Source organism: Novipirellula methanifontis (genome assembly GCF_052161655.1).
Taxonomy (GTDB): Bacteria; Planctomycetota; Planctomycetia; order Pirellulales; family Pirellulaceae; genus Novipirellula.
Genome location: NZ_CP197418.1, coordinates 4,121,978 through 4,145,801 on the forward strand (window position 1 = coordinate 4,121,978; position 23,824 = coordinate 4,145,801).

Genomic DNA, 23,824 nt, shown 5'->3' on the forward strand with positions numbered 1-23,824 from the left:
CGCTCAGCGAAAGAACCGATAGGCATGTCTCTCGCTTTCGCGAGGAGACTGCATCTGATTTCCAAACTCCGGCTGCAACGAAGCAGCATGCTCGGTAGGTGCCGGTCAAACACCGGTTCCGATCGTGCGACTAGAGAAAACTATGGCAACTCGTTGCCAAGCGTACTCTTGTCGGCGAAGTTCGTGCTGTTGTCGAGTTGCGCATTCACACCATAAATACGCGAAGTGGCTCCGTACTCGGATGTCAATACATCGTCGTCTTGGTATTTGCCAATCGAGGACGCTGTCGCACCGATCGTGGCATTCGCGGAACTGTGTGAGAAGAATGGGTTGTAATAGATCCCAAGTGGGAATACTGAAATGCCAGTCGCAGCGGCGCCCACGCTAGTGCCAGGAATCGTCCCGCCGTAGTTGCCGTCGCGTCCACCGGAGATGATTTGGAACGTGTTTTTGTTGGCGAACTCAAGTACCGTGCCTACGACGGTGCTGCCTTGGATTGTGGTTGGCGGTGTGGTGTCGATCGTGGTGCTAGCCATCGGTCTCGCTGCGCCAACATCCGCCAGCGTCCCACCGGCTGGGCTGTAACAATTGATCGAGGCAACAGGATCGCCCGTGTACCATACCGGTGGAGTTCCCGAAGGGTAAACGGTTCCAAACGCGGTGTCATAGGTTCGCGAATCAAAATAGACAAACGGTACCGGCGAGTTTTTCGGTCTGTAGACAGGAAAGGGGTCTGCTAGTGCAAAGAACCCTAGGGCATTGGTTCCATCGTCGGACGAAGTTGCATTGCCACCAACGACCGTGATCGATAGCCGTGCCATGTCCAATTTCCCACCATCACGGTCGGTGTTGTATTGGTACTGCAGAAAGTCGCTGTTAGTAGGGGTGCCTGTGACATAAGGATCAGTGCCGCCCACTGCAATCGCCAACGGTCCACCGACACCGGTGAACGGACGCTGAATATCTTTGCTGAATCCACCCAGGCAGAAGACGAGTGCTTCGGCGCGATCAATTGCATGGGGGTAATGGGAATAGGCAGCATTACCGCGTGGATCCGCGGGGCCGCCGGAAGCGTCGCACCGTGCGCCACTGGATGTAACGTGAGTGAACTGAGCCAAAATCCGCATCTCATTGTCATTGATTCGCGGAAACGCTTTGCGGAAATGGCGATCCACGACGTTCCAACTCGAGAAGTCAGGCGGATAATCGTTGTATTCGTCACTGTAATTTTGCACCGTACTGGCAATCGTTCCGAGTTCCAGTTTGATCGCCGTGTCTCGGGCAGTGCCCATTGCGTTATTGATCGCGGGGATGGCGATGGCCGTTAGGATGCCGATGATCGTGATGACCACCAGGATCTCGACCAGCGTGAAACCGTGACGAGGCGTTTTGCCGAGGAAATTGTGACTGCTCATGACGTTTCAAAAGGGAATGGAGTGATTCGGTTCTACTGAAAAATGGTTTCGTTCTCGCGGGCCTTGCGACCCGCGTTCGTTGCTGACGCCTGCGGCGACTAGCTCAATCCGGTAATCAATTCGACCAGCGGCATAAACAAACTGATCACGATAAAGGCGACCGCACACCCCAGGAACACGATCATGATCGGCTCCATCAATGCGGTTAAACTGTCGGTCAAGTTTCGCACTTCTTCGTCGTAGGTGTCGGCGACCTTGTAAAGCATCGTGTCTAACTCGCCCGTCTCTTCGCCGACGTCGACCATGTTGACGACCAAGTCGCTGATCACCTTGGATTTGATCTTGGTGGCATACCAAAGTCCCGACAACACACCGCCACCGATGATCATGTAGGTCGACATCATCATCAGACTGCCGACCATTCCGGCCTCGTCAATCTTGCTGCCGCGTGCGGTGATCGCCACTGACAACACCATCACGCCGGGGAACATGCCCGAGAACGCCCAGAAGAACAAAGCCATCGGATGGAATCCCGGTTCGCTGTGCTCCTTAAGCGGTTTGCTGATCACTTCGCCTTCGCGAATCTGTTCGTTTGTCTTGGTGAAAATTCGCTCAAACACCGCGTTACCCGCGGTCTCACGCGTGATGTTGATCGCTTCCAAAATCGGCACCCCGCTGCTGATCAATGTCCCCAGCGTTCGCGTCGTCCGAGCCAGAATGTTCTTTTCAATCAGGCTACCGAAAACAGGCACCTTCAAAATGAAATTGTCAAACCCGATCCGGCCGTGTCGGAACTTGCGAACTAGTTTGACGAAGATCAAGAAACAGACTGGCATTGCGATCAACAGGAACCAGTAATGCGCGATGTAGTTACTCATCGCAATCAACAACAATGTAGGAAGCGGCAGCGTTAACCCGAACTCTTCGAACATCTTTTCAAACGTCGGAACGATGAACAACATGATGAACGTCAAGATCAGCGCTGCCACGGTGACAACCACGCAAGGATAGATCAGTGCCCCTTTGACCTTTTTCTTGAGTGATTCTGACCGCTCCGAGAACTCTGCTAACCGCTGCAAAATCGTTTCCAGAGCACCGCCGGCCTCGCCGGCTTTGATCATGTTCACGTACAGTCGGTTGAAAACCTTGGGGGATTTCGCCATCGCTTCGCTCAGCGTCGAACCCCCTTCGATCTCTTCACACACGTCTTGCAACGCGTATTTCAATTTGCCTGGTTTTTCGTTGTTCTCCAAGATCTTTAGCGACCGGAGAATCGGCAGACCGGCGTCCTGCAAGATCGATAGCTGACGCGTGAACGCACAGATGTACTTGCTTTTGACACCCCCGATCGAACGGCCTCGCTTTTTCCTGCCCTTCGCCGTCTGGCCTGCTGCCTGTTTCTTGACGGAGATCTTCGTAACGAAGTATCCCATCTGGCGTATGGTGGTTTGCGCCTCTTCTTCGTTGGCAGCATCGATCTCATCCCGGATTTCTTGTCCGGTCGCGTCCATCGCTTCGAATTGATAAACAGGCATGATGGATGTTGGAGGTTTTAAGGGTGAAATTAAGTTGCATGTCGTAGCGAAAGTCGCCAAGACGTTGGGTGGCGCAGGCTTGCCGCCGTTGTTCGTTTACTCGTCTACTCTTCGACGGTTTCTCGGACCACTTCGTCGAGCGTGGTGATCCCGTCCATGACTAATGACATTCCAAATTCTCGCAACGTGATCATTCCGTCGCTCTGAGCCTTGTCGCGGATGTCGTCGGTCGACGCGTTGCTCATCACAAGTTCGCGAATGGCATCGTTCATCAACATCAGCTCGAACATCGCGATCCGGCCCTTGTAGCCGGTGTTGTTACAGTTGTCGCAGCCCGTTCCCTTGAAGAACTTTTTGCCTTTGACTGATTCCCGGTCCATGCCAAGGTCAAATAGCAGACTGCTGCTGACCTTGGTTTCTTCGCGGCACTTGGTACAGATTCGGCGAACCAATCGCTGAGCCAAAATGGCTTCGACGGTTGCACAGATCATGAACGCTTGGATGCCCATGTCCTTTAGCCGAGTGACCGTCGCTGCGGCCGAGTTCGTGTGTAGCGTGCTAAACACCAAGTGACCCGTCAGTGCCGCTTGGATCGCGATCTCGGCGGTTTCTAAGTCACGGACTTCGCCGACCAGGATCGTGTCGGGGTCTTGCCGCAAAATCGCTCGCAAACAGCCTGCGAATGTAACCCCGACGTCATTGTCGATCGGGATTTGAATGATCCCTTCGATGTCGTATTCGATCGGGTCTTCGGTCGTCATTAATTTGTCTTTGACGTCGTTCATCTCCGACAGTGCGGAGTACAACGTCGTCGTTTTTCCGGAACCCGTCGGGCCCGTCACCAAGATAATACCGTTGGGGCGATCGATCGCTTTGCGAAACGCCTTCATCGTGACCGCATCCATCCCGACGTTTTCGAGACTGAGGTTCACAACGCTGCGGTCCAGTACCCGCATGACGACGCTTTCGCCAAAGATCGTCGGCAACACGCTGACGCGAAGGTCGACCGGGTGACCCCCGACCATCAATTCGATTCGTCCGTCTTGCGGCATCCGGCGTTCGGCAATGTCCAAACTGGCCATGACCTTGATCCGCGTCGTGATCGCAAACGCCAAGTGGCGAGGCGGCGGCACCATTTCGTAGAGCACGCCTTCGGATTTGATTCGAATCCGGAATTCATCTTCAAACGGTTCAAAATGAATATCGCTGGCGTGATCCTTGATCGCCAACAACAAAACCATATTCAGAAGTTTTCGTACCGGTGCGGAATCGGCGAGTGCTTCCGCGTCGGTGATGTTGAACTTTTCGGTCTCCAGCGCGGAAACCATCTTCTTGAGCTCTTCGTCGTCCGCCAGCTCGGCGACCAGTTTCTCGACGCTCTCGGATTCCGAGTCAAAGTGCTTGGTGATGTATTGCAGGACTTCGCGTTCGGTCGTCACGACCATTGCGATGTCGTAACCCAAGAACGTTCGCAGTTCGTCTTGGATCGTCAGGTTCTGCGGGTCGCAGGTCGCAACGGTCAAACAGTTCGCTTCCTCGTCGAATCGAATCGGCACGATCCGGTACAACTGGGCCATCGTCTCGGTGATCTTGTCACGCACCTCGGCTGGGATCTCAGCGTCCTCGAGCGAGACCGTCTGCATCGACATCTGCTCGGCGAGCGCTTGGATCAGCTGCTCGTCGGTGATCAATTGCATGTCTTCGGCGATCTTACCGAACAGTGCACCCGGTTGTTGCTCTTGTTCTTCGAGCACAATTTCGAGTTGTTCGTCGGTCATAAACCCGAGGTCAACAAGGATTTGTCCGATTCGACGTGCGGCCATGGTAATGGTTCGAAGTTGAAAGGATGAAGTTTAAAAGTGTGGTATAGGCTTCCAGCCTGTCATGCGGCATTGTCGTCCATTAGCCATTTGCTCGTCGCGAAACTCGTCAAGAGTTTCGGTCGGAGGATCTCTTTTTTTCGGTAGGGCCGGTTCCTACCGGCCACGCATCGCAAGTGAATTGGCCGGTGGGAACCGGCCCTACTGCTTGATTGCATGACAGGCTAGAAGCCTATCCCACTTTGGCCGGTAGGAACCGGCCCTACTACTACTGCTTAATGTTTTCCGTTGTCTTCCGAGATTGGAATGGGGGCGTCCCCATCGCCGTGTCGGAATTGGACGATTCGTTTTGCCAGGTCATCGGGTCGATGCGCTTTACCGAGTGCATCCTCTACCGTGATCAAATCGTCTCGCCATAAGTCGAAAAGCGTATCGTCCATCAATTGCATTCCGAATTTGGCTCCGGTTTGCATCGCACTGTTAATACGGAATGTTTTGTTTTCTCGAATCAGGTTCGCGATCCCGGGTGTGACCACCAAAATCTCGTAAGCCGCCACACGTCCGCCGCCGATTTTCGGTAGCAGCGTTTGCGCGACCACGCCGATCAGCGTACTGGCCAATTGGGTTCGGATCTGGTCCTGCAGGTTTCCTGGGAACGCGTCAATGATTCGGTTGACCGTGCCCTGAGCACTGTTGGTATGCAACGTTCCAAAGACCACGTGGCCCGTTTCCGCCGCACTGATCGCCGCTTCGATGGTTTCCAAGTCACGAAGCTCACCCACCAGGATGACGTCCGGGTCTTGCCGCAACGCACGCCGGATCGCTTCGGAGAAACTTGGCACGTCCACGCCGACTTCGCGTTGGTTGATCGTGCTCTCTTTATGGTCGTGATAAAACTCGATCGGGTCTTCGATCGTGATGATGTGATGGTCAACGGTCTCGTTTAGCAAGTTGATCAAACTCGCCAGCGTTGTACTTTTTCCTGATCCCGTTGGCCCGGTCACCAAGAACAATCCACGAGGGCGATGGACCATCTTGACCACCGACTCGGGCAGTCCGAGCTGCTCGGGCGTCAGTTTGTCGTTGGGAATTTGTCGCAGTACCATCGAAATGAAACCGCGTTGCTTGAACACCGAAACACGGAAACGGGCCTGATCGCCAAACGCGAACCCGAAGTCGGCACTGCCCGACTCTTGCAATTCACGCTGACAACGCTCGGGAGTGATGCTCTTCATCAAACCCACTGCGTCCGCCGCGTCGAGTGTCTTGGTATCCAGTTTTCGCATCCGTCCATGCAGCCGGAACACGGGGGGTTGGCCAACGACAATGTGAATGTCGCTGACACCTTGCTTGATTGCTGCCTGTAGCAGCTTGTCAATGAGCACCGTGGCCATGGAACGAACGTCTAATGGGTTAAGGGTTGATAGAGAGTCGAAAAACGGTTCGGTTTCCGGTAACCCGATCGGGTAGAGCAGGTTGCGGTAGCGTTAGCCAAATGCCATTTGCTTCTGCAGCGAATGGCTGGTCTTCGTTAGCGATTAGGTAAAAGCGTTAGCGATTGGGCAAACGCTCTCCGGTCTTTCATGTCGTCTTGATTGAGAAACCGGTGGGAGGCGTCGTGCCACTAACAAAGTCGTTGACTTTCCGTTTTTGGATTTGCGAAAAAAGTTCGATCGATAAGCAGCCGCGAAGGAAAGAATAATTGCGGCGGTAGCTCCATTATCACACGTTATTGCTCGCATTCAAAGAATTCGCCTGTTTTGACGGCGGTGACAGCAATTACGCAACTTGGAAGAATCGCCGCCGACCACGACAACCACAATCGCCGTGGACGGGTTTGCATGCCGCCCATGATGTGGATGGAGGTGGGGTTTTCGCGGTCGCCCCGGATATACCATCGATTGGCGCGACGGCGTCAAAATGAAGGCAGCACGCGTCTTGCTAGTACTGAAATGCGAGCATTAAAAGCGAGGTTATAGAGACGCCAAATCCTTGGTGATATGGGCCAGTGCAACGTCTTCGAGTTCGGTTCGTTTGGCGACCCGATTGACCTCTTCAAACGTCGTCACACCGCGGATCACTTTTAGCATCCCATCGGCGTAAAGTGTTGACATACCGTTTCTTATGGCTGCGTTACGCAGTTCCAAAGTGCTAGCACCTTTGAACATCAATTCGCGCAGTTTCGAGTTCACTAACATCAGTTCGTAGATACCGATTCGACCTCGGTATCCGGTGCGTCCACAGAACGAACATCCCTTGCCTTTGGTGAACTCGGCCTGCTTGATCATTTCGGGCGGCAGCATCGAATCGGCGATCACGCTTTCGGTGGGTTGGTAACGCACTTTGCAGCGGGGGCAAATGGTCCGCACCAACCGCTGGGCCAGGACCGCGATCACACTACTCGCCACCATATAGCCTGGTACACCGATGTCCACCATTCGTGATATCGCACTGGGCGCATCGTTCGTATGGAGGGTACTGAAGACCAGGTGTCCAGTAAGGCTGGCCTCGATTCCAGTCGCCGCAGTCTCATGATCCCGCATCTCCCCCACCAGAATGATGTTGGGGGCCTGGCGAAGCATCGCGCGGATAATGCGAGCAAAGTCGAGCCCGATATTGTGTTTCACTTCGACTTGGTTGATGCCCGGCAAGTAGTACTCGACGGGGTCTTCGGCGGTGATCACTTTGCGGTCAGGTCGGTTCAGAGCATTGAGTGACGCGTAGAGAGTAGTCGTCTTTCCGGACCCCGTCGGGCCGGTCACCAGGATGATGCCGTTGGGGCGGCGGATCAGCGAGTTGAAATTGCGGAAGTCACGCTCCGACAAACCGAGCTGGCGGACACCGACCTTAATGTTGTCTTTGTCCAACAGTCGCATGACGCAGGATTGGCCATGGTTGGTGGGGATGATACTGACCCGCAAATCGAGCTGTTTGTCACCCACCGTGATCTTGATCCGTCCGTCCGTGGGTCTTCGCTTTTCCGAAATATCGATCTTCGACAGAATTTTGATACGGGCGATCACGGCAGCTAGCATTCGGCGAGGAACGTTTTCACGTTCGACCAAAACGCCGTCAATTCGATAACGGATTCGGACCCGATGTTCGAAGGGTTCGACATGGATATCGCTGGCCCGCAGCTGGACCGCTTCTTGGATCATCAGGTTGACCAGCCGGATGACGGGGGCGCTTGTGTCATCGATGGTCTCGTCCCCGCCGCCACCGCCCCCACCGCTGTCGTCGCTGGTTTCGGTAAAGTCGATCGCCGTATCGGTGAATTCTTGCAGCATCGAGTCAGCCGATTCACCTTCGACCTGACCGTAATATTGGTTGATCGCCCCGAGGATCGCCGATTTGGGGGACAATGCCGTTTCGATCTTGCGGTTCAGGATGAATCGCAGTTTTTCGACCGTAGCAAAATCGAAGGGGTCGGAGATCAGAATTCGCAGCGTTCCATCTTCGTCGCTGCTGAAGGGCAAGATGGTGTTTTCGCGAGCGACTGATTCGGGAATCAATTCGATCACCGATTCCGAGATACGTTCTTCGCGAAGGTCAACGAAGGGGATTTTGTGGAATTCAGCGAGCGCGAGTGCCACTTCTTCGGGCGTTGCATACTCCATCTGGACAAGCACGTCGCCGACATCCGCCTTTGTGGTCTGGGCAACCCCCTCGGCTTCGGTGAGTTGATCAAGGCTGATGATGCCTTTCTTAAGGAGCAAATCGGTGAATTCGCGAGTGGCTTGGCTCATGACAGATATCTCTTACACGTGAGGGGATCGACAATCGATCAAGATGAGTGTTTGGCAGCGGAGCGTAAGTCATTGGCTCCGTTAACTATAGGATACCAGGACCGCACCAGGAAAGCATTATGAAGTTGGCGGAAGCAGTGGCGAAGTTTCTAATTAACGAATCCTCGCATGCTCGTACCGAAACTCGCCAAGAGTTTCGTGTGGGATAGGCTTCCAGCCTGTCATCAAGAGCAATATCCCCGGTAGCGAAAGTCGCGAAGACTTTCGTCCACCCTTGGCCCCCGAAACTCTTGGCGAGTTTCGCTACGGGAAGCCTTTGCTGCGATGACAGGCTGGAAGCCTATCCCACATTTTGTACCGAAAGTCTTGACGACTTCCGCTACGACCTCCCTCGTACTTAGATCTGCCAGAGCACTAGCCACCCATAGCGACTCCGAGCGCCATGATTCCGATGATGCCCATGATCACCAATCCGTTAAAGACGAGTCCGAGAATCGCGAAGACTCGCGAGCGATTGGATTGGCACAGGCCGGCCACCCCAAGTCCGATACCCAAGATATTCAGTCCGATGACGCCGAAAACGCACAGGCCAACAATGATCGCAATCGGAGATTCTTCATTGATGCCTTCGGGGTTCGATGCTTCGACGAATCCGGCGACCAAGATCACGCTGAAGGCACCGATGCCGACAAGAATCGACATGATGAACGATGCGATCCCGAAACCAGAGTGTTTTTTGCCCACGACCATGTCGCTCGAATGAGGCTGCGATCCATGTCGCTGGGGTGGCGAATACGGTGATTGTGATAAATTGTCTGAATCTAAACTCACTGCTCGTCGCCTTTTTAGCTTTACCGTGGTTCTGTTCTCGCCGAACATCATCGGATCATTCTAGTGGTGATGCGAGGCGATTGCCACAGACACCCCTTTTTCCTTTGCAATGTAGAACAGTTGTCTCAACTGTTTCGTGCATTGTGCCAGCTGTGCTGGATGAACAATTGGGGACAATTGTTCTACATTAGAACGAAAGTCGAATTAAACCGGTGAACTGTGTGAACGTGACCCCCTCCGGAACCCAGCATCGGAAGCCCGCTCGATGAATATCGTAATCTTGCATTGCCATTTGCAATCCGGCGGGGTGACGCAAGTGATCGAGAACCACGTGCATGCGATCACAAGCGACGCGTCGGCTCACCGAATCCTGCTCGTCTCGAGCTCTCGGGTTTCGGGGCTGCGAATTCCGAACGTCCAGCATCTCGCGTTGGATGCACTGGACTACGATTCGCCTTCGCTCGCCAAGGGCACTGCCGATTCGCGAGCCGAGTCGATTGCGGTAGAATTGCGGAAACGCTTGGCAGAGCACGGGATCGCGGCCGACGATACGGTGCTGCATTGGCACAACCACAGTTTGGGCAAGAACACGGCGCTGCCCGCCACGATTGCTCGATTGTCCGCGAGTGGTTGGCGTCAATTTTTGCAGATCCATGATTTTGCTGAAGACAATCGTCCCGAAAATTACCGCCGGTTGATCGATGCGATCGCTGCCCAGTCGCCTGCGGACTTGGACCGGTATCTGTATCCGATTTCGTCAACGATCCACTACGGTACGTTGACGGGAGGTGACGCCGAGGTGCTGCGGCGGATCGGCGTGCCGGCGGACCGCGTGCACTGTGTGCCGAACTCAATTCGTTTGCCGGACGAAGTGCCCGATCACGAGGAATCGCTCGATCATGTTCGCCGTACATTCGGTTTGCCTGCCGACGCGCGGTGGTGTCTGTATCCGGTGCGAGGCATTCGTCGTAAGAACGTCGGCGAGTTTTTGTTATTCAGCCAACTGATTGAGGAGTCTGTTTTCGCCGGGATCACGTTGTGTCCCGAAACGCCCGTCGAGCGGCGTTCGTACTTGCGATGGAAATCGATCGCAGCGGAAGTCGCGCCGCGTGTCGTGTTTGATGCTGCCGACGGCGTTCCCTTTCTGACCAATCTCGCCGCCTCTGATTTTGTTGTTTCCACCAGTGTTGCGGAGGGCTTTGGAATGGCGATGCTCGAGCCATGGCTGGCGGGACGTCCGGTGATCGCACGCGATTTGCCGTCGGTGACAGGCGATTTTCTTGCCAACGGAATCCAGTTGCCGAATCAGTATGAGAGGTTGCCGATTCCGGGGACGCAAACTTGGTTGGCCGCCGCAGTCCAGGAAACGAAGCAAGCGTTTGAGCAAGCTTGGTCGTCGCTGCCAAAAACGTTTCGCCCCGATGCCCCCTCATTCGATGTCTCGGAAAGCACGATCGACTTTGCATCGTTGGTTCCGCAGCGACAAGTCGCCGTACTTCGCCGCCTACGTGACGACCATGCGTTTCGAAACGAAGTTCGCGAGGCATGCGCCAGCGTGATCGACGGAGTGGGGTCACTTCCGGATAAGACAGTTATCCAGCAAAATCAAAACGTGATCGCTCGTTTGTATGGGGCCGAGCACCAAGCGTCGCAGTTATTAGCGATCTACTCAAGTTTATTGGCTGATACCGGAACCGAGTCAATCACGACGGTTGCAAGAGCAGGCGATTGCCAAAACGAGGTGTCGCGATCGCGGCCATTCTATCCCTGCCGAACGGAATGGTTGCAAACTGTGGGATAGGCTTCCAGCCTGTCATCGTGTGCAAGGCTTTCGTAGCGAAACTCGCCAAGAGTGTTGGTTGGGGGCAACGGTGGCCAAAAGTCTTCTCTCGCGAACATCCGTTGGACAGACCACGAAGCTTCAGGCTTGCCCGTCGGGCCTAGCTCGGACTCGGTTTCGATTCTGGCGTCATCCTGCGTTCTGGAATGCACGCGATCACGACCAACGCCAGCATTGCTGCCGGCACGAATACAATCCAAGATCGGTGGTGGTCGACTAGCCAATGCGAAGACTCGATAGCAAACGAAATGAAGCCTACTGCGGATAGAATAACACCCACGAATCCAGTGACCCGCCGGCCATCACGAAACGCCATCGCAAAACCAACAATCCCAAACGCGAATGCAAGCAGGTATGTGGCAACCACCGGCAATGAGTAGTCCGAGACGTACCGAGTCCCAAACCCGGAGCGGAACGAGTAGCGATAGTAGCACCATTGAATCGATGTACCGCCGAACAACGCCGAAACAATGGTGAAGGCGGTTGATGCAAGCAGTAAGAGTACGGCGTGGACGATCAGTAGGATGCGCATCGGAGTCTTCAGGGAGATGGAAAGTTGATCGCGGCATCGGCAACGAGCCAGAAATATTCACGATCTGCAATCGCGTCAAGCAGAGATGTCAGAGCGTCGATACCGTCGCCATCGACGAATAAGATCGCAGTGTATCCGCCCGGAACAAAGTCAATGCGTTTCCGATAGAGTTCGACCCCGACAAGTCGTATCGCCACAGTGGCAACGTCGCCGAGTTCAGTGGTTTGCAGGTGCATCAGGTCGCCATCGACGCGAGACTTGGTGATGCGAGTAAAAGTGGTGCCTACCGGAATGTCGATCGCATCATTGCGGCCAGCAATTTGGTCGGGGGCAATCACAGAGTCAACGAGGAATTGCATGATCGCCATTCGATGGTGACGCCCGTTGGAAGGTTTTGCCGACGTAGTGGGTGACCGAAGCGTGAGAACGTGGCAAGCCGATAAAGTCTACCAATGCCAAAGAGTGTTGCCAACCAAAAGAGGCGTCCGCGGCGTGACCAACCGGATCGCGTTACCGAAGCGATTGACGTTGCCAACCGAAAAATTCACCATCGACGAAGCCGCAGCCTTGCGGCAAAACTGTGTTGGAAAACCAGCATCGGACGAAAGCTGAATCGCTAGGGCTGTTCGATCGTGTTAAGTTATGTCAATGCGGAGGTTGGTGCCGCAGGTTTGGTAGGAAAATGGAGGTAAGAAGATGATGACTTACGAAAGGCCGGTGTGATGCCCGTTAGCTGCAGCATTTCCATTGGCAAGCTTACAACCGACGAGCTTCGGGATCTCGATTACCGAGTGATGCAGCACGCATTTAACTCACAGAACAAGTTGGGACGATTGGCGGATGAGCGAATCTACCAAGCGGATCTAGCTGCCAGGCTACGGTCAGCGGGGATTATGGTGAGCCGCGAGGTTGAGCTACAACTTGTGCATCGCGAGTACCGCAAAACGCTCCTCCTCGACCTGATTGTTGCTGAACACGCCGTCTACGAATTAAAGGTCGTCAAAGCAATCACTGACGCTCACATTGGACAATTGCTGACTTACCTACACCTGCTCGATTTACCGCGTGGGAAACTGATTAATTTTCGTTCTGTAAATGTCGAGTCTCAATTTGTCAACGCGCCGCTCGATTCGGAGCAGCGTCGTTCATTCAAAGTCAATGACGTTGAATTCGATGGAGACAATCGATTTCGAGATATCGTCGTTAGCCTACTTCGCGACTGGGGGACATCGCTCACCTTATCGCTATATCAAGAAGCAGTCGTGTCCCGGCTTGGAGGAGTTGAGGTTGTCGAAGCAATGCTTCCAGTCAATCGAAACGGCGATTTTCTCGGAAGACAGCGTTATCATCTGGCCGCGCCCAATACTGCATTCAAAATAACCGCTATGAACCGCGATACGTCAGCATATCGAACTCAACTTGCACGACTCATCCATTTCAGCCCTTTGCGTGCGATCCATTGGATCAACATCGCCCACCACCAGGTAACATTCACCACGATCCCTGGTCATCGTTGAGCCGTCTTATCTTCCTACCTCCATCTTCCTACCAAAAAATTCCTCCTTGGTGTAGTCGGCCCTGCGAATCACACTAATAATCGACCACCGTATTGGAACGATGTGACGTCGTGCAAATTGAGCCGGCAATATCTTGCTTATTGCGAAGCGATGGATCAGCCTTGCCCAATTACTTCCTCGCTTGCGAATTCGGGTAACCAGATCAATAATTTGCTAACACCCAATCGGTTAACGCAAGAGCGAGAAAGTCGTACTAAATCCGCAGTCTCCTTCGTTTGGGGCGAGGTGACTGCGGAGTTCGCCGGAAAAAAACGTCCTCAAATCCAGTGGGAACATCAAAATTCTAGCAACCCAGGCTGACGCCTAAGCGGCAAATTCCACTCACCCCGACGCCATCTGTACGGGGCCACGCACCATGCGTCGCAGCTTTTAGTGATCTATGGTAGTTTGTCGCTGATACGGGTGGAATTGAGTTGGTAACGACAATTGTAAGAGCGGGCGATTGTCAAAACGAGGTTTCGCGATCACGGTCATTCTTTCCATTGCGAACAGAATGATTACCGTGAGGCCCTTAACGCAGTAAACTCTTCGTGGTTGTTTGGAAGACCGTTTCAATGTCAATGATCGACGCTGTACTGAAGCTTCGTCAACCGATGGAGCCGATCGCGACCTCGGTTGCTTGTGAACTGAAACCGCTACCTGACGTGGGGGCTGTCATTTTTGACATCTACGGCACCTTGGTCATCAGCGGCAGCGGTGATGTGGGATCGAGTGTCGCGTCCGATCCGGCGACTGAATTCATCGAATCCAAACAAGGCGACCTGTCGCGCCGGATCACCCGACTGCACGAAGTAATTCAAGCTTCGAACACGCAGCGTCAAGACGCGGGTTGCATCAAGCCCGAGATCAATATCGTCGACGCTTGGCGAAAAACGCTTCGTGATTGTGGTGAAGCCGATGTTTTGCAAAGCACGTCGGCCGTGGTTCGTATGGCGGCGCAGCACGAAGCCATCTCGAACCCAACGTGGCCGATGCCGGGTGCTGCCGAGTTGCTGGCTTGGTTGAACCAGCAACCATTGCGACTGGGCATTGTCAGTAACGCTCAGGTCTTTACACCAAGTCTTGTCGAAGATTTGGTGGGCGGTTCGTTAGCCGATGCCGGCTTCGATCTCAATCTGTGTGTCTTTTCGAATCGTTTTCTGCATGCCAAGCCCGATCCGCTTTTGTTTGACGTGTTGGTTGCCGGATTGCGACGGGCGTCGATTCAGCCGCAACAAGCCTTGTATGTCGGCAACGACATGTTGAACGACGTTTACGCGGCAAAGCAAGCTAGACTGAAAACGGCGTGGTTTGCCGGAGACAAGCGAAGTTGTCGAAGTCGCGAATCAAATCCTCGTTGTTCGCAGTTAAAACCGGATTTGATTTTGACCGACTTGTTGCAATTGCGAGAGTGCATTGCCGTCGGATAGGCTGCGAGAAGACGCTGCACATTTTTCGTTCCAAAAAAGAAAGTTGCAATCGCAAATGGGTGTTCGGATTGGATTCGTGGGAACGCGATTTTCGGGAACCGATGGCGTGTCGCTCGAAAGTGCCAAGTGGGCTCGGGTGCTGTGGGATCATCGGCACATCAGCCATTGGTACTCGGGGCTAAGTGATCGCGATGAAGAAACGTCGATGGTCGTGCCTCACGCCTACTTTGGCCATCCGGACATCGAGTGGATCAACCGACGTGCGTTTGGTACACGGACACGGACGGCGGATGTAACGCAGCGAATCTATGCACTGGCCGACTATTTAAAGGGAACGTTGTACGAGTTCACGCGTCGCTACAACCTAGACCTGCTGATTGTTCAAAACGCTTTGTGCATTCCGATGAACATTCCGCTCGGCGTTGCACTAACGCACTTCATTGCCGAGACCGGATTTCCGACGATCGCTCATCACCACGATTTCTATTGGGAACGCGATCGGTTTAGTGTTTCCGCGGTGACCGATTTGTTGTGGATGGCGTTTCCGCCTGCCCTTTCCTCGATTCAGAACGTGACGATCAATTCGTTTGCGCAAGAAGACCTGGCGCACCGCCGCGGAGTTTCGTCGACGCTGGTTCCCAATGTATTGGATTTCGACAACGAGCCTGCTGAGGTGGATGAGTACGCCAAAAAGTTCCGCAAGGACATCGGTCTGGCCGAAGACGACATCATGTTTCTGCAGCCAACGCGAGTGGTTCCGCGAAAAGGAATCGAGCACTCGATTTCACTCGTCGCTGCCTTGAAGGACCCGCGTTGCAAGCTGGTGATCTCGCACGCCAGCGGGGATGAGGGCAACGAGTATTTGACGGCGCTGCAGGAAATGGCGGAAAGCCATGGCGTCGATCTACGGCTTTGTGACTCGGTCGTCGACGACAAACGTCGTATTTCGGCCGATGGCAAGCGAGTCTACACGCTCGAAGATGCTTACTCGCAAGCGGACTTTATCACCTACCCAAGTATCTACGAAGGGTTTGGCAACGCGCTGTTGGAAGCGTTCTATTTTCGTAAGCCCGTGTTGGTCAACCGCTACTCCATTTTTGTTGCGGACATTGAACCCAAGGGAGCTCGGGTGATTGCGATGGACGGCTATCTGACTCGCGAAGTCGTCAACAAAGTGCGGCGGATTATTGACGACGAAAAATTCCGTACCGAGATGGTCGACTTCAATTACGAAATTGGCAAGGCGTTCTTTAGTTACAGCGTGTTAAGAAGAAAATTGCGATCCTTGGTCACCAACTTTACCGGGCTCGACAATTTGTAAGAAAACGAGCGGGAAGTGTGTGTGCCGTTTCCCACCGGCCGTCCTTGACGGCTCGATAGAGGCGGCTGGTAGGAGTGGCGGGTAAGCAGTTAGGCAGGAGTCTTTTAGTAAATTGGTCGTTTTGGCGCTAGCGGGTTGTTGATTTATTCGGAATGCAAATCTCAGTCGTGAGCCGTGGGCCGTGAGGCACCGGGTAATTCGCGGGACTCGGCCGCTCACGCGTCACGGCTCACTAAATCAACAACCCGCTATCGCCCAAACGGCTAACGAGATTTTACCCAATGATTCCTGCCTACTTGCTTAGGAGTCGGCCGGTAGGGACCGGCCCTACGCTCTGTCAACGCTTCGATAGACGAGAGTTAATTCTTTGACAATTTAGGGATATTGCCATGAATGCAACCACCGAATCACTACTTCGCGAAATCTATGGCGAGGTACCTGCGGTGCTTGCCGAGGGGATTGCACGGTTGATGCGATCGGGGCCTGGTGAGCCGTCATGCTCTTCGCCATCGTCTTCGACGTCCTTGCTGTGGAGTGAACGCGATGTGGTTCTGATCACTTATGCGGATCAAATTCATGACGGAGCCGACACCCCACTCTCTGAGCTTCGTTCCTTCCTACTTGATCATGCACTTGATTCGCGTCTTTCGTGTGTGCATCTGTTGCCATTTTGTCCCTACTCGAGTGACGATGGATTTTCGGTGATCGATTATCTCGCCGTTGATCCGGAAAGCGGGACATGGGAAGACATTGACGAGCTTGGCAAGCCGTTTGATTTGATGTTCGACTTGGTGCTAAACCACTGCTCGCAGCACCACGAGTGGTTCAAGGGATTTTTGCAAGGCGAACCGGCATGCGAGAACTTCTTTATTGACCAAGATCCCGGCGTCGATCTCTCCGGCGTGGTTCGTCCGCGAAGTTTGCCATTGTTGACTCCGTTCGAAACAGCTGCGGGTACTAAGCATGTATGGACCACGTTCAGCAGCGATCAAGTCGATTTGAACTACGAAAACCCCAACGTGTTGTTGGCGATGGCCGAGACGTTGGTGCAATATGCCCAGCGAGGAGCTCGCATCATTCGACTCGACGCGATCGCTTATCTTTGGAAAGAGGTCGGTACGCCATGCATTCACCATCCGAAAACGCATGCGGTGGTGCGATTGCTGCGTCATGTGCTGGACGCGGCGGCCCCGGGAACGTTGATTTTAACAGAGACCAACGTGCCTCATGACGAGAATATCAGCTATTTCGGCAGCGGCGATGACGAAGCCCACATGGTTTATCAGTTCAGCCTGCCGCCGCTGCTGCTTGATGCGATCCACAGTCGCGATACCTCGGTGCTGCGTGATTGGCTCGGTACGCTCGAGCCCGTGTCGCCGCAGACGACGTTCTTTAACTTCACCGCATCACACGATGGCATCGGAGTTCGTCCGTTGGAAGGCATCGTATCGGACGATCGCGTTTCGGCGCTTGCCGACGTGGTGCGGAAGCACGGAGGACGCGTCAGCACCCGGCGGAAATCCGATGGCAGTGATAGTCCTTATGAATTGAATATCGCCTTGGTGGATGCGGTCGCGGATGCCAATACGGTCTCGGCGGCGGAGCATTCACGCCGTTTTCTGGCGACTCAGGCGATTATGTTGTCGATGCAGGGAGTGCCAGCGGTTTATTTTCATTCTTTGGTCGGCACTCAAAACGACCTGCAGGGACTGGCTCAATCAGGCGAGAATCGGCGGATTAACCGCCATAAGTATTCGCGTCGCGAATTAGAAGATTTGCTTGCGGAACCCGATTCGTTGCAACGCCGCATCTTTGACGGATATCGGCGATTGTTGGAAGTACGGCGAACGTTGTCTGCATTTCACCCCTCGGCGTCCCAGAAGGTGTTGGATTTGCCCGGTGATGGATTGCTGGGATTGGTGCGGACGAGCGAATCGGGAGATAGCGTCATCGTGCTTGCCAATTTGACGGATCAACCGCGAGAGATTTCGTTAGAGGGCATCTGCGATTCGGACGTATTTGATGCCTTAGCGATGGAGTCGCTCTCATCGAGCGAATCGGTGCCAGTGCGACCGTTTCAGGTGCGATGGCTCGCGGCGACGTGAGGGTCAATCGCGATTCTTTCAGGATGCACGCTTCCCTCGGTGACAATAGCGAGCCAAAATAGAGTTCCTCGGTCCAATTGCGACCGCAGCAACCACCGCGATAAGAACGAGCGTCACGATGCCACAACTTTCACCTGCTGGAAACGAGATCGTCCAGCGACTAGCACAGCGTCACGGGGTTTCGGCAGACGCCGTCACTCATATGTTGATTGCGGTTAACAACGGCAACGGGTCGATGGCTCAATTCAACCATCCTGAATTCGGTGGCTGTGGACAGTGGATGCAGGGCGGGATGACGATGGTAAGCGACTTGTTCAATTATCAATTGAAGTCGCGTGTTGACAATATTTGCAACGATATCGCTAACGAATTATCGAATCACCAAACGTCGCCTTTTCGTGGTTCGTTTCAAAGCCAAAGTCAGGGGGGCAGCGATTCGCAATCACAAACCTCGGGACAAATGGGATCGAGCAACAGTTTGTTCGTGCCTGATCCCGACCAGAATTGGTGGCCTCAGGATCTTGGCGTGCCCAACGCGACCGGGGCACAGAACCATGTTCGTTACGCCTATTTTTCGTTTAGTCGACGCTTGGCAGTAAAGACGGGATCCGATATTTGGGTCTACGATACGCTCGATCATCAAATTGGTGGGTTTGGTCAGCAACAAGGTGGCGGCAGCTCAATCACGTTTACCAGCCAATATGGAACGGTGAATTTGTCAACCTTGCCAGTCGTCTCTCGCAACGGAATGCCTGTCGCTCCGCCTGTCGCACCAGCACCCATGGAGCAGCCGGTTGCGCCGTCAAATCCGCCAGCCAATGAAATGCCGTCGAATTCCAACTTCCAAAATTCCAATCAAGGGAATTCCTCAGGAAGCGAAGACATCCTCGGCACGCTTGAGCGTCTCGGCAGTCTGTTGGAAAAAGGCTACATCAGCGATCAAGAGTTTGCCGAGAAAAAACGCGATCTGCTGGGCCGACTTTAAGCAAGGGTAGGTCCGGTTCAAGTGACGACTGATTGAGTTAGCCGTTTTGGCCAACGCTGTGAAGCATTTTCTCGTAGCTACCTTCGCCAGAAGGTGGTGATTCGTATTGGCCGGCAGCCATCCACGCTCTGGCAAGCGTAGCTACGGAACGCAAATGCCGTAATTTGCCCTCTATAAATGCTTCACAGCGTTGCGTTTTGGCGCTAGCCACGGTTCCGTCACCACTCAGCCGGGGTTAGCGGCTTGTTGATTTGGTGTGCCGCTCGCGCGTGAGCGGCCGGGTTCCACGCAATACCCGGTGCCTTACGGCCCACGGCTCACCGGGACTAAAGCAAATCGTCACTTCGCGACGAGTCCATTTTAGGAAGCTCAACATCTTCCACTTCGTTTGCGTTCAGCGGTCTCGCGATGATCGGCCGGCTTGGACGACTTCGGTCAGCAGATTCTCGTAAGCATCCACCATCGAATCAAAGTCGTATCGCTCGATCACTTCGGTTGCCGCGGCTCCGAGTCGCACACGTTCCGACTCGTTTTTGATCAAGTGACGCATCGCGTCGGCGAGCGCATCGACGCTGTCGTCGACCAGCAGTCCGTTCTCGTCGTGCGAGACAATCTCGCATGATCCACTTTGGCATTTCATCGCGATGCAGGGCAATCCTGTTGCCATCGCTTCGAGTAACGCCGATGGGAATCCTTCGTAACGGCTGGGCAGCACGAAGACGGTGGCGATTTCGTATTCGGGTGCGATCGGACGCAGCCAGCCTGGCATTGATAAACGGCGGGTGATTCCGGCCTCGTCGGCTTGGTTTTGCAATTCTTCTCGCATCGCGCCCTCGCCGAGAATCTTCAACGACCACTTGGGCGCCTCGTCCGCAATTTTGGCAAAAGCTTCGATCAGCCGGTCAAACCCTTTTTCGGGTGCGAGCCGACCGACGCCGAGAATGATTTTGTTTTCGTGCTCGTTGTCACGTCGTCGTGGACGCGCGATCGCCGAGGGGATCACCGAGATCGGCCGGGGGCTGAGGGGGGCGAGCGTCTTGGCGATATCGCTGGTCAACGCGACCACTCGAGCGGCGCGTTTGTAGGATCGTCGCCGCATGTTCTCCCAAAACATCCCGAGCGATTGTTGGGCGGGGTCGCTGCGTTCGCTGACCACGATCGGCACCTTCATTCCGATCGTCGAAAGCAGCACATCGAGGTTCGTGCGGTCACAGAACGACAGCACCACATCGGGTTTTTCGGTCGCAATCGCTTTGCGGATCGCCTTGTGCCGGCGGTGCAGATTCATCGCCTTGTCGATTCGCCCTCGGCTGGCACGCATCACCTTCAGAGGGACTCGGCGGACGGTGTCGGCGACTTCGTGACGGTCGGTGCGTGCATCATCGAAAGTGACCAGGACGACTTCGTGGCTGCGTGCAGAGAGTTGCGACGCCAAGCTCGCCATCACACGCTCGGCTCCGCCGCCACTAAGAGAATGGATAATGCAAACGATTTTCACGGATTAATCACTCAGCCGGGGTGCGAGGGCGTCGGTTCTTCAGATCGTCGGGGGGAAGCAGGAAAAGACGGAATTAGCAAATTGTAGAAACGTATCAGTTGAAAGGGTGAATCAGGGAGACTAGCGTAGGGATTATGCGAAAGCATAGGGTCGTACGGGGGCCCTTCCATTTAGATAGCGAGAGTCGCAGAAATTACGCGACAATCCTAGCCCCCATGATGTTCAGTTGAGGTTTTCGATGAAAAGTATTGTTGTTACAGCCGTGATCGTCCTTGCCGCCGTCGTCTCGACCTCGGAATCCGCTTCGGCCCAGTACCCCGACTCAAACGGCGCCTTCCCGTTTGGCGGCTACGGATTTTACAGTCCCTATGGCTCCTACTACGGTACATCGCTGCGTACCCCCCCTTACTTTGCGACCAACCCACCCGTTTACTACGGTGCTCGCTACGCACGTCCCTACGGGATGAGCCCCTTTGCGGCTCCTCCGATGGTCAACGCACCGACAAGTTACCGCGGTCGATTGGAATCGGAATTCTTGATGCCGCCCGGTTCGGTCAACGGTCCCGTTTCGAACCCCTGTGGCCCGAACCCTTGCGTTTCCTATTCGTCGTCAGTCAAACCGACCCCAAAGAAAATGGGGCCTGTGCGACAAAATCCCTATGTCACCGGAAATGAAGACGCGGACAAGCTGGCCAATAATTAATCGGCTGCGCAGTTCGTTTCTAGGAAACGCTAAGACGTTTGAGTTCCATCTGGTTCCCAGGCAGAGCCAACGCCGTGAACGCTTTTTAGGCTGCAAATTACAGCACTTGCGTTTCGTAGCTACGCTCGCCAGAGCGTGGATTGGTGGCGTCCATTGCGAATCACCACCTTCTGGCGAAGGTAGCTACCATGAAATCGTTCATGGCGTTGGCCAGAACGCAGGAACGATTGTTTCAGAGCAGGCGGAAAGTAGGGGTGTTGGAAATAGCGTGACGATTGCTGATTGAGCACAAGGCGGACTCGAAGCGAACGGGGTCGCGGAGTCCTCGAGCGGCACGGGATCGAGGGCTCCGCCACGCACATCCAGGTCAATTGACCTAGCCCTGCAAGGGGCAATCGCTTATCAAGCAACGCTGAGGATCGAGGATCCGTTTTCCTCTTTCCACGGTACGATTCGTCAACACGGTTAGCGAATCGTTTCCGTCAGGCCGCACTTGAATCAGGTTGGAACCTTGGCGAACGCAAACTCTTCTTCCCCCACAAAGGCCGTCATTCTGGCCGGTGGACTCGGGACTCGTCTTTCGGAAGAAACGTCTCTGAAACCAAAGCCAATGGTGGAAATCGGCGGTCGGCCGATCCTGTGGCACATCTTGAAGATCTACTCGCATCACGGGGTCAATGATTTCGTGATCTGCGCCGGCTACAAAGGCTACGTGATCAAGGAATACTTCGCCAACTACTTTTTGCACATGTCGGACGTGACGTTTGACATGCAAAACAATTCGATGGAAGTGCACAGCCGCAACGCCGAACCATGGCGAGTGACCATCATCGACACTGGTGACGAAACGATGACCGGCGGTCGGCTTTTGCGAGCAAAACCGTACATTGGCGACGCGACGTGCTGTTTGACCTACGGCGACGGCGTCGCGGACGTTAACGTGACCGAATTGCTTGCTTTTCATCGTGATAGCGGAAAGAAGGCGACAATGACTGCGGTGCAACCACCGGGGCGTTACGGATCGCTCCGCTTCGACGACACGCGTTCGATCGAGCGTGTGACTGCCTTTCAAGAAAAGCCGCAAGGCGATGGTGCCTGGATCAATGGTGGCTTTTTCGTGCTCGAACCGAGTGCCTTCGATTACATCTGCTCAGGCGACAAGACAATCTGGGAGCGTGAACCGCTCGAGCAGCTCGCTAACGACGGAGAGCTGATCGCGTACCGGCACCGTGGTTTCTGGCAGCCAATGGACACGCTCCGCGATCGCAATCACCTCGAAGAGATGTGGGATAGCGATTCGGCACCGTGGAAAACCTGGAGCTGAAAAGGAGCGACCACTTTGTTCAATAAACAGTTTCGCGGACGCCGCGTTTTGCTAACCGGCCACACCGGATTCAAAGGCAGCTGGCTCGCCTCTTGGCTGCTTCGCCTCGGGGCGGAAGTTCATGGGCTCGCCCTAGATCCCGAGCCTCACGAGACGCTTTTCGGCAAGCTTGATCTGCAAGGCAAATTGGCGTCCGATTTCCGCGTCGACATACGCGACCAAGAAAAAGTCCGGCAAGCGGTTGCCAAGGTGCAGCCCGAGATCATGCTGCATCTTGCCGCACAGCCGCTCGTCCGCAAGTCGTTTGACCAGCCAGTGGAAACGTTTGCGACCAACGTGATGGGCTCGGTCCACGTCCTTGACGCCATCCGTACGCTCGATGCTCGCTGCGCCGTGGTGATGGTGACGACGGACAAATGCTACGAAAATCGCGAATGGCTGCATGCCTATCGCGAGGAAGACGCGATGGGCGGCTATGACCCGTACAGTGCATCCAAAGGTTGTGCTGAACTAGTCACCAGCAGTTATCGCCGGTCATTTTTTGATTCGGACGCATCACATCGTATTGCATCGGCGCGTGCCGGTAATGTGATCGGGGGTGGCGATTGGGCGATCGACCGCATCGTGCCCGATATCTTCCGCGCCGTTTTTTCCGGCGATTCCGTGCCTGTGCGTAACCGTCATGCAACGCGTCCCTGGCAACATGTGCTTGAGCCACTAAGCGGTTATCTTTGGCTCGCAGCGCGGCTGGTGTCAGACGATGCAGACCGTTCGACGTTGTGCAGTGCGTTCAATTTCGGTCCCAATTTGGCCAGCAATCGGACCGTTGCCGATGTGGCCGAAGCGATCCTTAGCCACACCGGTGGTGGATGGACGGACCAATCCGATCCAAACGCGCCGCACGAGGCATCAAAGCTGAATCTCGCGATTGATCGTGCTTATCATTTGCTAGAATGGAAGCCGGTTTGGGATTTCGATCAAACCATCAAAATCACCGCCGACTGGTACATGCAAGAGCATGACGGAGCCGATGCCGCGAAGATAACAAGCGAGCAAATCAAGAGCTACGAAACCGCGGCCAGCCAAGCAAAGTTGCAATGGGCCTGCTAGTCCGGCTGAAGTAGCGAAAGTCGCCAAGACTTTCGTTGCATGGCGAGTGCCGCCGAAACTCTTGACGAGTTCT

General features: G+C 54.4%; 19 protein-coding genes. 10 read left to right on the top strand and 9 right to left on the bottom strand.

Features of this window, described 5'->3' with window-relative positions; all coding sequences use genetic code 11:
- Positions 1-140 precede the first annotated feature (140 nt).
- The 6 genes from SH528x_RS14380 to SH528x_RS14405 form a co-directional block, all read right to left on the bottom strand.
- On the bottom strand, positions 141-1,415 hold the full coding sequence (locus tag SH528x_RS14380; RefSeq protein ID WP_442511206.1) for a type II secretion system protein: 1,275 nt from the start codon (positions 1,413-1,415) through the stop codon (positions 141-143).
- A gap of 98 nt (positions 1,416-1,513) precedes the next feature.
- The gene (locus tag SH528x_RS14385; RefSeq protein ID WP_442511207.1) at positions 1,514-2,950 is read right to left on the bottom strand and encodes a type II secretion system F family protein; all 1,437 of its coding nucleotides are present in this window, start codon (positions 2,948-2,950) and stop codon (positions 1,514-1,516) included.
- Positions 2,951-3,054: 104 nt separating this feature from the next.
- Positions 3,055-4,773 (bottom strand): GspE/PulE family protein, encoded by a 1,719-nt coding sequence (locus SH528x_RS14390; RefSeq protein WP_442511208.1) that lies wholly within the window; start codon positions 4,771-4,773, stop codon positions 3,055-3,057.
- Between the two features lie 272 nt (positions 4,774-5,045).
- Positions 5,046-6,164: a type IV pilus twitching motility protein PilT gene (locus SH528x_RS14395; RefSeq protein WP_442511209.1), complete on the bottom strand. Its 1,119-nt coding sequence runs from the start codon at positions 6,162-6,164 to the stop codon at positions 5,046-5,048.
- 579 nt (positions 6,165-6,743) lie between these two features.
- Complete coding sequence (locus tag SH528x_RS14400) at positions 6,744-8,516, bottom strand: GspE/PulE family protein (RefSeq protein ID WP_442511210.1); 1,773 nt, start codon at positions 8,514-8,516, stop codon at positions 6,744-6,746.
- Between the two features lie 414 nt (positions 8,517-8,930).
- Positions 8,931-9,347, bottom strand: coding sequence for a hypothetical protein (locus SH528x_RS14405; protein ID WP_442511211.1), 417 nt, complete (start codon positions 9,345-9,347; stop codon positions 8,931-8,933).
- Positions 9,348-9,612: 265 nt separating this feature from the next.
- Here SH528x_RS14405 and SH528x_RS14410 point away from each other — a divergent pair, with 265 nt between their 5' ends.
- On the top strand, positions 9,613-11,148 hold the full coding sequence (locus tag SH528x_RS14410) for a hypothetical protein (RefSeq protein WP_442511212.1): 1,536 nt from the start codon (positions 9,613-9,615) through the stop codon (positions 11,146-11,148).
- 139 nt (positions 11,149-11,287) lie between these two features.
- Here SH528x_RS14410 and SH528x_RS14415 read toward each other — a convergent pair whose 3' ends face one another.
- Together SH528x_RS14415 and SH528x_RS14420 are read right to left on the bottom strand one after the other, a co-directional pair.
- A complete protein-coding gene (locus tag SH528x_RS14415) occupies positions 11,288-11,719 on the bottom strand; it encodes a hypothetical protein (RefSeq protein WP_442511213.1) in 432 nt (143 codons plus the stop codon).
- An 8-nt stretch (positions 11,720-11,727) separates the two neighbouring features.
- Entirely contained in the window at positions 11,728-12,078 is a 351-nt protein-coding gene (locus SH528x_RS14420) for a hypothetical protein (RefSeq protein WP_442511214.1), read from the bottom strand.
- Positions 12,079-12,171: 93 nt separating this feature from the next.
- Here SH528x_RS14420 and SH528x_RS14425 point away from each other — a divergent pair, with 93 nt between their 5' ends.
- From SH528x_RS14425 to SH528x_RS14450, 6 genes are all read left to right on the top strand, one after another.
- Complete coding sequence (locus tag SH528x_RS14425) at positions 12,172-12,339, top strand: hypothetical protein (protein WP_442511215.1); 168 nt, start codon at positions 12,172-12,174, stop codon at positions 12,337-12,339.
- 102 nt (positions 12,340-12,441) lie between these two features.
- Positions 12,442-13,236, top strand: a complete 795-nt coding sequence (locus tag SH528x_RS14430; RefSeq protein WP_442511216.1) for a GxxExxY protein — start codon at positions 12,442-12,444, stop codon at positions 13,234-13,236.
- A 614-nt stretch (positions 13,237-13,850) separates the two neighbouring features.
- Positions 13,851-14,705: an HAD family hydrolase gene (locus tag SH528x_RS14435; RefSeq protein WP_442511217.1), complete on the top strand. Its 855-nt coding sequence runs from the start codon at positions 13,851-13,853 to the stop codon at positions 14,703-14,705.
- 76 nt (positions 14,706-14,781) lie between these two features.
- Positions 14,782-16,026, top strand: coding sequence for a glycosyltransferase (locus tag SH528x_RS14440; protein WP_442511218.1), 1,245 nt, complete (start codon positions 14,782-14,784; stop codon positions 16,024-16,026).
- Between the two features lie 389 nt (positions 16,027-16,415).
- Complete coding sequence (locus SH528x_RS14445; protein WP_442511219.1) at positions 16,416-18,131, top strand: sugar phosphorylase; 1,716 nt, start codon at positions 16,416-16,418, stop codon at positions 18,129-18,131.
- 118 nt (positions 18,132-18,249) lie between these two features.
- Positions 18,250-19,116 carry an SHOCT domain-containing protein gene (locus SH528x_RS14450; protein WP_442511220.1) on the top strand — a complete coding sequence of 289 codons (867 nt, stop codon included), beginning with the start codon at positions 18,250-18,252 and terminating at the stop codon, positions 19,114-19,116.
- A 394-nt stretch (positions 19,117-19,510) separates the two neighbouring features.
- Here SH528x_RS14450 and SH528x_RS14455 read toward each other — a convergent pair whose 3' ends face one another.
- Positions 19,511-20,614: a glycosyltransferase family 4 protein gene (locus SH528x_RS14455; protein WP_442511221.1), complete on the bottom strand. Its 1,104-nt coding sequence runs from the start codon at positions 20,612-20,614 to the stop codon at positions 19,511-19,513.
- A gap of 238 nt (positions 20,615-20,852) precedes the next feature.
- Between SH528x_RS14455 and SH528x_RS14460 the strand changes: the two genes are divergently transcribed.
- From SH528x_RS14460 to rfbG, 3 genes are all read left to right on the top strand, one after another.
- Complete coding sequence (locus SH528x_RS14460; RefSeq protein WP_442511222.1) at positions 20,853-21,317, top strand: hypothetical protein; 465 nt, start codon at positions 20,853-20,855, stop codon at positions 21,315-21,317.
- Positions 21,318-21,828: 511 nt separating this feature from the next.
- On the top strand, positions 21,829-22,641 hold the full coding sequence (rfbF, locus tag SH528x_RS14465; RefSeq protein ID WP_442511223.1) for a glucose-1-phosphate cytidylyltransferase: 813 nt from the start codon (positions 21,829-21,831) through the stop codon (positions 22,639-22,641).
- 15 nt (positions 22,642-22,656) lie between these two features.
- Positions 22,657-23,751: a CDP-glucose 4,6-dehydratase gene (rfbG, locus tag SH528x_RS14470; protein WP_442511224.1), complete on the top strand. Its 1,095-nt coding sequence runs from the start codon at positions 22,657-22,659 to the stop codon at positions 23,749-23,751.
- Positions 23,752-23,824: the final 73 nt, after the last annotated feature.

Excerpts from the sequence above, each read along its gene's own strand:
- SH528x_RS14380 (WP_442511206.1), bottom strand. The coding sequence starts at position 1,415 with ATGAGCAGTCACAATTTCCTCGGCAAAACGCCTCGTCACGGTTTCACG.
- SH528x_RS14385 (WP_442511207.1), bottom strand. The coding sequence starts at position 2,950 with ATGCCTGTTTATCAATTCGAAGCGATGGACGCGACCGGACAAGAAATC.
- SH528x_RS14390 (WP_442511208.1), bottom strand. The coding sequence starts at position 4,773 with ATGGCCGCACGTCGAATCGGACAAATCCTTGTTGACCTCGGGTTTATG.
- SH528x_RS14395 (WP_442511209.1), bottom strand. The coding sequence starts at position 6,164 with ATGGCCACGGTGCTCATTGACAAGCTGCTACAGGCAGCAATCAAGCAA.
- SH528x_RS14400 (WP_442511210.1), bottom strand. The coding sequence starts at position 8,516 with ATGAGCCAAGCCACTCGCGAATTCACCGATTTGCTCCTTAAGAAAGGC.
- SH528x_RS14410 (WP_442511212.1), top strand. The coding sequence starts at position 9,613 with ATGAATATCGTAATCTTGCATTGCCATTTGCAATCCGGCGGGGTGACG.
- SH528x_RS14415 (WP_442511213.1), bottom strand. The coding sequence starts at position 11,719 with ATGCGCATCCTACTGATCGTCCACGCCGTACTCTTACTGCTTGCATCA.
- SH528x_RS14420 (WP_442511214.1), bottom strand. The coding sequence starts at position 12,078 with ATGCAATTCCTCGTTGACTCTGTGATTGCCCCCGACCAAATTGCTGGC.
- SH528x_RS14425 (WP_442511215.1), top strand. The coding sequence starts at position 12,172 with ATGCCAAAGAGTGTTGCCAACCAAAAGAGGCGTCCGCGGCGTGACCAA.
- SH528x_RS14430 (WP_442511216.1), top strand. The coding sequence starts at position 12,442 with ATGCCCGTTAGCTGCAGCATTTCCATTGGCAAGCTTACAACCGACGAG.
- SH528x_RS14435 (WP_442511217.1), top strand. The coding sequence starts at position 13,851 with ATGTCAATGATCGACGCTGTACTGAAGCTTCGTCAACCGATGGAGCCG.
- SH528x_RS14445 (WP_442511219.1), top strand. The coding sequence starts at position 16,416 with ATGAATGCAACCACCGAATCACTACTTCGCGAAATCTATGGCGAGGTA.
- SH528x_RS14450 (WP_442511220.1), top strand. The coding sequence starts at position 18,250 with ATGCCACAACTTTCACCTGCTGGAAACGAGATCGTCCAGCGACTAGCA.
- SH528x_RS14460 (WP_442511222.1), top strand. The coding sequence starts at position 20,853 with ATGAAAAGTATTGTTGTTACAGCCGTGATCGTCCTTGCCGCCGTCGTC.